The following is an 11,114-nucleotide window of genomic DNA, read 5'->3' as shown; positions in this document are numbered from 1 at the left end:
ATGGGGTGCAAACCGCAACTGCCAATGAGCCCCGACACCTGGGCGAAGTTCCAGCAACCCGGTGCCAAGGGTATGGATGACGTGCGCAGCGGTGAGTGGCTCGAGCATTGCGGCTATACTCCGCGTCCATTTGCAGTGTTCAGGAGCGGTTCATGCAGCAAGCTTTGCTGATCGTCGATGTGCAGTCCACCTTCAGCCCACCGGAGTGGCTGGTCGATGGCATCCGCTTGTTTTCGGCGAACATTCCGTCGATCGCCTCGATCGAGTTGCACGATGAGGCGGTGACGCCGTTTCAACAGCAACTGGGCTGGCACCCGGCCGCCGAAGATGAATGCCTGATCGAGGTGGACCAGGTGTTCGTCAAGCACGGTTACGGACAAACCGCTGCAGCGATCGAATACCTCAAGCGACTGGGGGTGGCGCGTGTACTGGTGTGCGGGATGCAAACCGAAACCTGCGTGCTGGCCGCAGGCTTTGCGCTGTTCGACGCAGGCCTTTGCCCGACACTGGTCACCGACCTGACCGTCGGTTCGGCGCTGGACCGCTCCGGCAAACTGGGTACAGAGCTCTGGCAGCATCATTTCGGCCGCCTTACCACTCGGGCCGAGGTGATGGCTGACATCGCCCCATCATACGCTTGAGGAAACCGCGTCATACTTGCGTGCCTGGTTTAGCATGCACACGCCGATGCTTCGGTTCTTTTATCCACCAGCGCCATTTCTAGCGATTGCCCACGCCAATGACTGTTTTCTACCTCAAGTTCTTGATCACCCCGACCTTGATGCTGGCCATTTCGCTGGCGGCCAAGCGCTGGGGTACGCACATCGGTGGCTTGCTGTCGGGACTGCCGGTCACGTCCGCGCTGGTAATGCTGTTCCTGAGCCTCGAACAGGGGCCTGGTTTTGCCTTGCAAGCCGTACCTGGGGCCTTGGCGGGCCTGGCTGCGGTACAGGCGACCTACCTTTTCTATTATCAGATGACAAAGCGATCAGGAGCGCTCATCGGCAGCATCGCGGCGCTGCTGGTCTATGCGCTCAGCGCTGTGCTGATCAGTCATGTGGGCAAGGTGAGTGTTTCGGTGGCGCTGACGCTGCTGTTGCTGAGCGTCATCATCGCTGTCACCACCAAGCCATCGCACAGCGGCCAGAGCAAAGTCGTGAGCCTGCCGCGCTGGGTCATCCCGATGCGCATGTTGACGGCGACGGCGCTGCTGCTGGTCATCACCGCCTGCGCCCAGTGGCTGGGGCCGGTGCTCAGCGGCTTGCTGGCGCCGATTCCAATCATTGCCTGGCCGTTGGCAGTGTTCGCCCACGTCCAGGGCGGCCATGACGAGCTGGGTGCGATCGTGCGCGGTAATGCTATCGGCGCCATCGGTGTGCTTGGTTTCTATCTGGCGATCAACATGACCATCGTGCCATGGGGCACCGTGCCAGCCATCACCGCTGCCGTGATGCTGGCAGTAGTGGCCACTTTCGTTGTGGCCAAGCTGCTGCAGCGCCGCTGAGCGGCGGCGCTGGGTGATTTACCGACGGTAGTGGCGGTGATCGCCGTCGTGACGATGTGCCCGCGAGTGATGGCGTTCCCAGTCACGGCGCCGTTCTGCTTCGCGACGCGCCTGCTCGCGATGCCACTGGGCGCGGCGCCATTGTTCGCGGCGCCGATCATCGCTGTGGTAGTGCCAGCGGCCGTCATGCCAGTAGCGGTCGTTGTGGGCCAGCAGCGGGGTAGCCTGGATAGCGCGGGTGCTGGCCAGCGCCGGCCAGGGGTTGACTGCTGCGTGGCCTGGCGCCTGAGCTGTGTGGGCGCTGGGCAGATCTGCCGGGAAAGCGCGCATAGGCGTCGCGTTGGCCTGGCCGTGGGCCACACAGGCAAGGCCTGCAGCGAGCAGTTTGATCAAGGTATGTTTCATGTGCGTAGGCAACCCCAGGTTGTCATCGGACTGCGCTGGCGCGGCCTGCTGCGGCGGCGCCAGCGCTCGTTAGAGCATGCCCAGATAGACAAGTTATTGGGGAAAAGTTCTATCCGCTCAGGACCTTAAGCGTCCATGGCAGGCAGATTCGCCACGCCGGGGGCAGCGCTTGCTCAACGTCCGAGCATCACCGTGCGCAGCTGAGTCTGCGCCTGTTGCACCGTCTTGGCCTGGTTGGTCAGGTCTTGCAGCATGGTGTTCAGCTCGGCCTGGACCTGCGGGTCGTTGACCTTGACGATGGCACCGTTGATCTCGATCTGGGCTTTGTGCGCTTCGACGTAGTCGGCCACGTTCAGGCTGCTGTCGAGGGTGCCGTTGATTTGCGGCAGCACCTGCAGGAAGGTATCGGCCGGGGCGGTGACGGTGCGCTCATAGGCTTTGTCATACACCGCCTTCAGGTCCTCTGGCTGCTTCAGCGCGGCGTGGGCGCTATCGGCCTTGGCCTTCTGCTCTTGCAACTGGCTGCCCATGTCGTTGAGGCCGGCCTGCACCGCCTTGAGATCGTCACGGCGCGCCGTGATGTCGCCCAGCGAGCGCACGGCGCCTTTTTGCAGCAGGTTGCCCAAGGGCTTCACGGCGTTGTCCATGGCGCCGTTGAAATCGGTGATCACCGCGTAATGCTCGGTGTACGGACCAAATGCCTCGGACTGCTCGTTGTTCAGCTTGGGCACGTGGATGCCCGGCTTGTCGATGATGCGGGTCTGGAGGAACTCGCTGAAAGCGGCGCGCTGCTTCGGTTCATTGTCGCCACAGGCGATCAGCGCCAGGGGCAGGGCTAGGGCAAGCAGCCAGTGGGGACGAATCGAGACGTTCATGTCAGTGCTTCTTCCTGTGTGGTAGGCAGGCGCCGGGCAGAAGATCCGCCTGGCGCGGCGAGCAAGAATAGCCTCTGCTCGCACCCAAGCCAAGCGTCTGCGCGGCCGACGCTGACTGCCTGCGTCACTTAACGAGCAGCCTGTAGCGGCACCTCGCGTAGCAGCCAGGCCAGGGCAAAAGCCACGGCGGTGATCGCTGCGGCCAGCATGAACACACCCTGCATCGCCCCGGAAAACGCCTGCAGATAGGCTTCTTGCAGCGGCGCCTCCAGGGCATGCACCGCGCTCGGTGACAAGCCCCCCGAGCCGGCGCCACGGGCGGCGAAGTCCGCAGGCAAGCCCGCCAGCAGCGTATGCGAGAACAGCGCGCCGAACACCGACACGCCGACGGCGCCGCCAATCGAACGAAACAGCGTGGCCCCGGAAGTCGCCACGCCCATGTGGCGACGTTCGACACTGTTCTGCACCGCCAGGATCAGGACCTGCATCACCAGCCCGAGGCCCGCGCCCAGCAGCCCCATGTACAGGTTCATCTGCCACATCGGCGTGTCCACCTGCAGGCGACTGAGCAAACCCAGCGCCACCACCTGCAACAAGGTGCCGGCGATCGGGAAGATCCGGTACCGCCCCCAGCGGCTGATCAGCCGCCCGGTGATGGCCGACACCACCAGCAGGCCGCCCATCAAGGGCAGCATCTGCAGGCCTGCACTGGTCGGCGAGGCATCTTTCACCACCTGCATGTACAGCGGCAGGAACGTCACCGACCCGAACAGCGACATGCCGACGATCAGGCCGATCAGCCCGGCGAGCACGAAGGTGCGGTGCCTGAACAGGTGCAGCGGCAGGATCGGCTCGGCCGCGCGGCGCTGTTCATGGACAAAGCCGACCAGCCCGATCACCGTAAACAGCACCAGGCACAGCACATCCAGCGACGCCCACGGCACTTGGCTGCCACCCAGGCTGGTCAACAGCACCAGCGCACCGAGGGCGATGGTGAGAAAGACAGCGCCGATGTAGTCGATCTGATGTTTGACCGGCGCTACCTGGGTTTGAAACACGCTGCCAATCACCGCCACGGCCACCACGCCCAATGGCAGGTTGATGAAGAAGATCCAGTGCCATGACAACTGTTCGACCAGAAAGCCGCCGACCAGCGGACCGACTACCGTGGCCAGGCCGAACACGCCGCCGAACAGGCCTTGGTAACGGCCGCGCTCAGCTGGTGGTATGACATCACCGATGGCCGCCATCGCTACCACCATCAAGCCGCCACCGCCCAAGCCCTGCAGGGCACGGAAGATGATCAGCTGAGTCATGTTCTGGGCCAGGCCGCACAAGGCCGAGCCGAGCAGAAACAAGCCGATGGCGATCTGCAACACGCGCTTGCGTCCGTACAGGTCGCCGAACTTGCCATACAACGGCACCACCACCGTGGAGGCCAGCAGGTAGGCCGTGACCACCCACGACAGCCAGCGCAGGCCACCCAGGTCGCTGACGATGGTCGGTAGCGCCGTGGAGACGATGGTCTGATCCAGGGCCGCGAGGAACATCACCAGCATCAGCGCGGCCAACAGCAGAGGCAGCGAAGCTGGCGTGGGTGTATCGGCCGTGGCCGGGGCAGTCGTTTCAGGGGGTATTTGCGGCATTCAAGTACCTGAAGGCTGGGGAAGGCGTTCGAGTGGGCCTGGCCGATAGCTCAGGAGACTAGGGATAGAGACCTCAGGTGTGATATACACGTTCTATATCGCCAGCACCAATGCCCTACGCCCGGATGCGTTTTGGCCCATTCGGTGCATTTCTGAAACTGCTGTGAAACGGAGATTCCAAGATGACCGCCACCGACCGTCTGAGCCTGCTGCAGTACGAGCACCTGGGCCTGGACGATGTTGCCGCTGCCGAATTCAAGGTCGCCCTGGAAGAGCTGCGCAAACTGGCGCTGGAAGACCGTTACGAACACCCTGCGGCACTGCACCTTGGTGATATCGCCGATGCCCTCGATCGCCAGGAGCTGGCCGAAACCAAAGGCTGGGGTATTGGTTTTCTGCAAGGCCTGACCTGCGCCAAGGCGCTTACTCAAGATCAGCTCGAAGCGCTGCGCCGGGTTTTCCAGGCCGCCGCCGAGCGCGCGATCAAGCGTATGTGCAGATAAACCTGCGCCACGCGCCCCAGATCATGTTCAAGCCCATGCATCGGAGCACCCTGGCGTCTGGCCGATCCTCAGCCAAACTGTGAACAGCGCGCCACTGGCAGGTCGCCCGCGGCCTAATCCGCGGCAACCCCCCGCCCCCCGTCCTGGCCGCCACACGCCACGGCCAGCGAGGGGTTCAGATGATCCGGTATCGAGCTTGCGAGTGTTCGTCGCTGATCGCGGTGTTGATGCTGCCGTTGCTTGCTCTGGCGCAACCGCCCTGTACCCGGCTGACCGCGACCGGTAATCCGGAATATCCTCCTTATCTGTGGCGCGACCCGCAAGACCCGCAGCACCTGATTGGCGCCAACGCCGAGTTGCTCAAACGGGTGGGCAAGGTGCTTGGCTTGCAGGTCGAGGTGCTGTACGGCGGGCCATGGTCACGGGCGCAGGAAGAGGTACGCAGCGGTCGAATCGACCTGATGGCCGGGTACTTCCAGACGCAACAGCGCCAGGCGCAGATGGACTTCATCCAACCGGCCTTCCTGCATGTGAACAGCGTGGTCTGGGTACGCCAGCACGATGCGTTTGCCTATCGCGAGTGGGCCGACCTCAAGGGGCGCCGCGGCGGGACGCTGGTGAGCAACAGCCATGGGCAGCAGTTCGACGACTACGCCAAGGCCCATCTTCAACTCGAAGCCGTGCCGGGCGCTCGCCAGGCGTTCGAGAAGCTGCTGCTCAAACGCAATGACTACCTGATCTACGAGCAGTACCCGGGCATGGCGCTGGTGCGCACCCAAGGCTGGCAAGCGCAATTGCAGGTGCTCGAACCTGCAGTCGCCAGCGAGGGGCTCTACCTTGCGATGTCGCGCGAGTCTCCCTGCAACACCCCTGAGCTTCGCGAGCAGCTGGCGCGCAAGATGAAAGAACTGGCAGCAGGGCCCATGCCTGAGCGACTGGTCGAGCAGCACCTGGAACGTTGGCGCCAGCAGGCCGAAGCCGCCCCCTGAGTCGCGGCGTCATTCGTCGGTTTCGAGTGCTCGCTTGGCTTCGCTGACCCGCACGGCACCTGGCAGCGCCACGTCATTCTTCACCGCGAGAATCTCGGCCATCACACTGACCGCAATCTCTGCAGGGGTCTTGCTGCCGATGTAGATGCCGATCGGTCCATGCAGACGCTGCATTGACGCCTGGGTTTCGCCAAAGTGCTCGATCAGGCGCTCGCGGCGCAGCTGATTGTTGCGTCGTGAGCCGATCACGCCGATGTAGAAGGCCGGGCTTTGCAGGGCTTCGAGCAGCGCCAGGTCGTCCAGTTTGGGATCGTGGCTCAAGCCGACGATGCAGCTGCGCACATCCGGGGCGAAACTGCGTACCACGTCATCGGGCATGCCGATGATCTTCTCGACCCCGGCAACGTTCCAACCGTCCATGTATTCCGGGCGCGGGTCGCAGACGGCCACCTTGAATCCATTGAACAACGCCATGGTGGCCAGGTACTCGGCCAGTACCCCAGCGCCGATCAGCAGCATGCGAAATCCCGGCCCCAGGGTACTGAGCATGTGCCGGCCATCGAAGCTGAACTGCTCTGGCGCGCGCGTGGCGCTCAGTTCGACCCGGCCATCGTTGACGTCCACCTGCCGGCGCACCAAGTTGCCGCTGTCGAGCAGCGGCAGCAGACGCTCGAAGCTGGCAAGGTCCGGATTGAACTCCAGAATCAACTCCAAGGTGCCGCCGCAGGGCAGGCCAAAACGCTGCGCTTCATCGGCGCTGACGCCGTAGCGCACCACCTGCGGCGCACCGTTGGGCATGCCCGCGCCTTGATAGGCTGTGGTGTAGCGGTGGATCAGGTCATCCTCGATGCAACCACCAGAGACGCTGCCGATCACTCGGCCATCGCCACGCAAGGCCATCATCGACCCCACCGGGCGCGGCGACGAGCCCCAAGTGCGGGCCACCGTGGCCAACAGCACGTCGTCGCCCGCGCGCAGCCAATCTCGGGCGGTGCGCAATACCAACAGGTCAATACTTTCCATGAAGCCTCTTCAGCGTGCTGATTCAATCGCTAGCGGCGCGGCTAGCGCATGTGCAAGATGATCGGACTGCTACTGGCGGGGTCGGTTCGTTCGCGCAGCTTCGAGACCGCCTCGGCGTCCACCGCGCTGGCCTGGTTACCCCAGGTGCTGCGGACAAAGCTCAGCACCTGGGCGATCTCCTGATCTGACAACTGCTGGCGGAACGCGGGCATGCGATAGGCATCCGGCACGCCGCCGGCGACGATGCGTTGCGAGCCGTTGAGGGTGATGTTGATCGCGGAGGCGTCCTCTTTGGCAAGCGCTGAGGTGGCACCGGCCAACGGCGGCATCCACTCGGCCTGACCCTTGCCGTCCAGGCCATGGCACGTCGCACAGCGAGTGACATAGGTGTGCGCGCCAGGCTGGTCCAGGCGGGTGGCGGCGGAGACGGCCTGGTACTGCCACGGCGCGCCATCGCGCTGCGGGTCACCGGGCAGCGACTTAAGGTAGCGGGCGATGGCGCGCAAGTCTTCATCGCTCATGAACTGCGTCGAGTTGTTGAATGCCTCGGTCATCGAGCCGTAGACCACCGCGTGCTGGTTACGCCCGGTCTTGAGAAACTGCACGATGTCCGTTTCGCTCCAGCGCCCGAGCCCAGTGTTGGGATCATCGCGCAGGCTCGGTGCGTACCAGCCATCGAGCAGCGCCCCGGCCAGGTACGGCTTGCCGTTCTCATCCAGGGCTTTCTCATTGAACGCCAGGCCTCGCGGTGTATGGCAACTGCCGCAGTGACCAGGGCCCTGGACGAGGTAGGCACCGCGATTCCACAGCGCATCCTGTTCGGCCTTGGCCGCGTAGGGGGCATCGGCGGCGAACAGGCCGTTCCACACGGCGATGGGCCAGCGCATGTTCAACGGCCACGGTATGTCACTGGGGATATTTGCCTGGCGGGCGGGCTGCACGCTTTTCATGAAGAAGGCATACAGTGCCTTGACATCGTCGTCGCTGAGTTTGGCGTAGGACGGGTAGGGCATTGCCGGGTACAGGCGGCGACCACCGGGTGCGACACCCTCGCGTACGGCGCGGTCGAAGTCAGCCAAGCTGTAGTTGCCGATGCCGGTTTCGCGGTCCGGGGTGATGTTGGTGGCGTGGATGGCACCCAGTGGGGTAGCCATCTCCAGCCCACCGGCAAAGGGCTTGTGCTCGGGCAGGCTGTGGCAGGCCACGCAATCGCTCAGGCGTGCGACATACTCGCCATGGCTGATCAACGCAGCATCGAAGCTGGCACTGCTGTCGCCGGCGAACGGTGAAGCAGGCTCGCGGGTCACATACCAGGCCAGCAGCCCAGCGGCCGCCAGGCAGGGCAGTACCAGCCAGGCAGCGGTTCTCTTGAAACGACTGTGGGTCATGGGGCGGTCCTGGTCCGGTCAGCTGAAGGTATGGCGGCTCAGCGGCAAGCTGCGTACGCGCTGGCCGGTGAGCTGGGCGACCGCATTGGCGACGGCGGGGGCCACGGCCGGCAACGGCGGCTCACCAATCCCGCCCATCTTCGCCCCGCTCTGGACGATGCGCACATGCACCCTGGCCATCAGCGCGGGGGGCAGGATGGGATACAGGTCGTAATTACGCGCCCGTGGTTTGCCGTTCACGTACACCGCCTCCTCGACCAACGTCTGCGAGAGGCCCAACGCGACCGCGCCGTTGACCTGGTGCTCGATGATCGCCGGATTGACGATGCTGCCAGGGTCGATGGCCTGCCAGATGTCGTGCACCCTGACCTGGCCGTTCTCGATCGACACCTCGGCGATCGCTGCCGCCTCCGAGCCGAACGGCGACGCCATGGCGATGCCTCGGGCGCGTTTGCTGCCGTCTTCGGCGGTGAACGGTCCACGCTTCCAGCCACCCGACAATTCGGCAACCGCCTGCAGCAGCGTGGTCAGACGCCGGTTGTCGCGCAGCAGGTGCAGGCGCAGTTCGTACGGATCCTTGCCGCCCTTGTCGGCCAGTTCATCGAGAAACGACTCGTAGAAGAAGTCGTTCAGCGAATTGCCCACCGAGCGCCAGTAGCCGAGCATGGCCGGACCTTTGACGTAGATCTGGGCGATGCGCTTGTTGGCGATTGCGTAGGACTTGCCCGACAGCCCTTCGAGCGCCGTCGGGTCGACCTTGTCGCCTTGCTTGCCGGCCAGTGCCTCGGTCGGCCCTTCGGTGGCGCTGATCGCCTCGATGGCCACTGGCAGGCCATCGGCATCGAGCCCGGCGCGGAACTTGACCACCGCCAGCGGCCGCAGCACGTCGCGCAGAAACTCCTCTTCACGGCTCCAGATCAGCTTGACTGGGCGACCCACAGCCTTGGCCAGGGCAATGGCCTGGGGGTAGGGGTTGGCCGAGTCATAAAGGAAGTGGCGACCGAAGAAGCCGCCGAGCAGCGGTGAGTGCAGGTTGATCTGCGCAGCCTCAAGGCCGGTGCGCTTGGCAATGTCGTCGCGGAACATGTCCGGTGCCTGATTGGGCAGCCAGACGTCCAGGGTGCCGTCGGCGTTGAAGCGGGCCAGGGCAGAGGGCGGTTCGAGTTGCGCGTGGTTGAGGTACTGGTTGTGATAGCTGGCTTCGACCTGGGTCGTGGCCTTGGCCAATGCTCCGGCGACGTCGCCCTGGTTCTCTTCGTCGCGGGCCGGGCCATTGACGCTGGCCAGGTGCTCGCGCCAGCCATCGCTGGAGAAATCGGCTGGCATCACGCGCAGCGGGGTATCGGCGGGTGGTTCTTGCCAATCCACCTGGATGGCCTCGACCGCGCGCTTGGCATGCCACCAGCGCTCGGCGACCACCGCCACGGCACCGGGCAGTGAGTGCACCGAGTGCACGCCTTTCATGGCCTTGACCTCTGCTTCGTTGCGCAGGCCGCCGACGGTCATGCCCAAGCGCGGCGCATGCTGCACGGCTGCGTGAAGCATGCCGTCAAGCTTGATATCGATGCAGTACTGGGCTTTGCCGGTGGACTTGTCGTAGGCGTCCAGACGCGGCACGGGTTTGCCGATCCAGCGAAATTGACTGGGGTCGCGCAGGGCGATGCTGGAAGGGTCTGGCACCGGCAGGTCCATGGCCCGGCTGGCCAGTTCGCCGTAGCTCAGCGAGCGTCCGGAGGCTGCGTGGATGACCTTGCCTGGTTCGGTGCTCAGCTCGCCCATCGGGACCTTGAGCTGTTCAGCGCCGGCCTGTATCAGCATCGCTCTGGCCAGCGCGCCGAGGCGGCGCATGGTCGGGTAGCTCATGCGCACCGACATGCTGCCGCCGGTGATGCGCATGCCGTTTTCCATCACTACATAGGCATCGCCCGGCGGTGCGCTGTCGACCAGGAAGTTGGCCGGGTCGACGTCGAGTTCCTCACCGACGATCTGCGCCATGGCGGTGAAGGGGCCTTGTCCGCCTTCCATGAAGGGGCTGAGCAGGCGCACTTTGCCGTCTGGGCGTATTTCCAGAAAGGCCGGGACTTGCGTACCGCGTTCAGCGGCGGCAGGCGCCGCTGCTTGCACGCGCGCCGAGCCCAGCGGCAGGCCGAAACCGAGCACCAGGGCGCCGACGGCCGAGCCTGCGAGAAAGCGTCGGCGCGACAGGTTGACGGTTTCGCCGTGTTGCAGCTTGAGCAGTTCCGGGGGCAGATCGCGGGGCGTGTTCATCAGGCCTGCTCCTCTTGGGCGAGGGCGTGGACGGCGGCATGGATGGCGTTGTAGGTGCCGCAGCGGCAGAGGTTGACCATGGCGGCGCTGATCTGCGCGTCGGTGGGCTTTGGTGCATGCTTGAGCAGGGCGGTGGCGGCCATCACCTGGCCGGACTGGCAATAGCCGCATTGGGCGACTTGGTGTTCGACCCAGGCGGCGACCACGCGTTTGCCGACGGGGTCGGCTTCGACGGCTTCGATGGTGGTGACTTCGCGACCGACCACGCCGGCGACGGGGGTCACGCAGGCGCGTACGACGTTGCCGTCGACCAGCACCGAGCAGGCGCCGCATTGGGCCAGGCCGCAGCCGTATTTGGTGCCGGTCATGCCCAGGTCGTCACGCAGTACCCACAACAAGGGGGTGTCGGCGTCGGCATCGACCTGATAGGTCTGCTGGTTGATACGAAGTTCCATGACTCACCTGCTGATTAACGGTTGGGGGCGTTTTTATGGAGGTAGGGAATGCGTTGTT

11 protein-coding genes are annotated in these 11,114 nt (G+C 64.5%); 4 read left to right on the top strand and 7 right to left on the bottom strand.

The annotated features are described in order from the left end of the window. Positions 1 to 152 precede the first annotated feature (152 nt). Positions 153 to 641 (top strand): cysteine hydrolase family protein, encoded by a 489-nt coding sequence (locus ACLEJW_RS03510; protein ID WP_313645864.1) that lies wholly within the window; start codon positions 153 to 155, stop codon positions 639 to 641. Positions 642 to 739: 98 nt separating this feature from the next. Next, a complete protein-coding gene (locus ACLEJW_RS03505; RefSeq protein ID WP_440776986.1) occupies positions 740 to 1,504 on the top strand; it encodes a hypothetical protein in 765 nt (254 codons plus the stop codon). A gap of 18 nt (positions 1,505 to 1,522) precedes the next feature. Here ACLEJW_RS03505 and ACLEJW_RS03500 read toward each other — a convergent pair whose 3' ends face one another. The 3 genes from ACLEJW_RS03500 to ACLEJW_RS03490 all read right to left on the bottom strand — a co-directional run bounded on the left by ACLEJW_RS03500 (position 1,523) and on the right by ACLEJW_RS03490 (position 4,430). Beyond that, on the bottom strand, positions 1,523 to 1,909 hold the full coding sequence (locus tag ACLEJW_RS03500) for a hypothetical protein (RefSeq protein WP_440776985.1): 387 nt from the start codon (positions 1,907 to 1,909) through the stop codon (positions 1,523 to 1,525). Between the two features lie 173 nt (positions 1,910 to 2,082). After that, on the bottom strand, positions 2,083 to 2,784 hold the full coding sequence (locus ACLEJW_RS03495; RefSeq protein WP_145186469.1) for a DUF3053 domain-containing protein: 702 nt from the start codon (positions 2,782 to 2,784) through the stop codon (positions 2,083 to 2,085). Between the two features lie 128 nt (positions 2,785 to 2,912). Next, the gene (locus ACLEJW_RS03490) at positions 2,913 to 4,430 is read right to left on the bottom strand and encodes an MDR family MFS transporter (RefSeq protein WP_313294930.1); all 1,518 of its coding nucleotides are present in this window, start codon (positions 4,428 to 4,430) and stop codon (positions 2,913 to 2,915) included. Between the two features lie 182 nt (positions 4,431 to 4,612). Here ACLEJW_RS03490 and ACLEJW_RS03485 point away from each other — a divergent pair, with 182 nt between their 5' ends. Together ACLEJW_RS03485 and ACLEJW_RS03480 are read left to right on the top strand one after the other, a co-directional pair. Beyond that, positions 4,613 to 4,933: a hypothetical protein gene (locus tag ACLEJW_RS03485; RefSeq protein ID WP_145186463.1), complete on the top strand. Its 321-nt coding sequence runs from the start codon at positions 4,613 to 4,615 to the stop codon at positions 4,931 to 4,933. A gap of 179 nt (positions 4,934 to 5,112) precedes the next feature. Next, positions 5,113 to 5,922, top strand: a complete 810-nt coding sequence (locus tag ACLEJW_RS03480; protein ID WP_440776984.1) for a substrate-binding periplasmic protein — start codon at positions 5,113 to 5,115, stop codon at positions 5,920 to 5,922. Between the two features lie 9 nt (positions 5,923 to 5,931). Here the strand turns inward: ACLEJW_RS03480 and ACLEJW_RS03475 are convergent, their stop codons facing one another. Genes ACLEJW_RS03475 through ACLEJW_RS03460 form a run of 4 tightly spaced genes read right to left on the bottom strand, consistent with a single transcriptional unit; the run spans position 5,932 to position 11,056 of the window. Beyond that, on the bottom strand, positions 5,932 to 6,945 hold the full coding sequence (locus ACLEJW_RS03475) for an XdhC family protein (RefSeq protein WP_440776983.1): 1,014 nt from the start codon (positions 6,943 to 6,945) through the stop codon (positions 5,932 to 5,934). Between the two features lie 41 nt (positions 6,946 to 6,986). After that, complete coding sequence (locus ACLEJW_RS03470) at positions 6,987 to 8,333, bottom strand: c-type cytochrome (RefSeq protein ID WP_440776982.1); 1,347 nt, start codon at positions 8,331 to 8,333, stop codon at positions 6,987 to 6,989. 18 nt (positions 8,334 to 8,351) lie between these two features. Continuing rightward, entirely contained in the window at positions 8,352 to 10,601 is a 2,250-nt protein-coding gene (locus ACLEJW_RS03465; RefSeq protein WP_440776981.1) for a molybdopterin cofactor-binding domain-containing protein, read from the bottom strand. Then, the gene (locus ACLEJW_RS03460; protein WP_313294935.1) at positions 10,601 to 11,056 is read right to left on the bottom strand and encodes a (2Fe-2S)-binding protein; all 456 of its coding nucleotides are present in this window, start codon (positions 11,054 to 11,056) and stop codon (positions 10,601 to 10,603) included. The genes ACLEJW_RS03465 and ACLEJW_RS03460 overlap by 1 nt, the downstream gene beginning before the upstream one ends. Between the last annotated feature and the right edge of the window lie 58 nt (positions 11,057 to 11,114).

This window comes from Pseudomonas sp. SMSB3 (assembly GCF_052041965.1).
GTDB lineage: Bacteria > Pseudomonadota > Gammaproteobacteria > Pseudomonadales > Pseudomonadaceae > Aquipseudomonas.
The sequence above is the reverse complement of the archived record's forward strand: the minus strand, read 5'-3'. Positions and strand labels throughout refer to the sequence as shown.

What these genes read in the sequence shown, in the direction of transcription:
- ACLEJW_RS03460 (WP_313294935.1), bottom strand. Translation starts at nt 11,056, where the DNA reads ATGGAACTTCGTATCAACCAGCAGACCTATCAGGTCGATGCCGACGCC.
- ACLEJW_RS03480 (WP_440776984.1), top strand. Translation starts at nt 5,113, where the DNA reads ATGATCCGGTATCGAGCTTGCGAGTGTTCGTCGCTGATCGCGGTGTTG.
- ACLEJW_RS03490 (WP_313294930.1), bottom strand. Translation starts at nt 4,430, where the DNA reads ATGCCGCAAATACCCCCTGAAACGACTGCCCCGGCCACGGCCGATACA.
- ACLEJW_RS03500 (WP_440776985.1), bottom strand. Translation starts at nt 1,909, where the DNA reads ATGAAACATACCTTGATCAAACTGCTCGCTGCAGGCCTTGCCTGTGTG.
- ACLEJW_RS03465 (WP_440776981.1), bottom strand. Translation starts at nt 10,601, where the DNA reads ATGAACACGCCCCGCGATCTGCCCCCGGAACTGCTCAAGCTGCAACAC.
- ACLEJW_RS03495 (WP_145186469.1), bottom strand. Translation starts at nt 2,784, where the DNA reads ATGAACGTCTCGATTCGTCCCCACTGGCTGCTTGCCCTAGCCCTGCCC.
- ACLEJW_RS03470 (WP_440776982.1), bottom strand. Translation starts at nt 8,333, where the DNA reads ATGACCCACAGTCGTTTCAAGAGAACCGCTGCCTGGCTGGTACTGCCC.
- ACLEJW_RS03475 (WP_440776983.1), bottom strand. Translation starts at nt 6,945, where the DNA reads ATGGAAAGTATTGACCTGTTGGTATTGCGCACCGCCCGAGATTGGCTG.
- ACLEJW_RS03485 (WP_145186463.1), top strand. Translation starts at nt 4,613, where the DNA reads ATGACCGCCACCGACCGTCTGAGCCTGCTGCAGTACGAGCACCTGGGC.
- ACLEJW_RS03510 (WP_313645864.1), top strand. Translation starts at nt 153, where the DNA reads ATGCAGCAAGCTTTGCTGATCGTCGATGTGCAGTCCACCTTCAGCCCA.
- ACLEJW_RS03505 (WP_440776986.1), top strand. Translation starts at nt 740, where the DNA reads ATGACTGTTTTCTACCTCAAGTTCTTGATCACCCCGACCTTGATGCTG.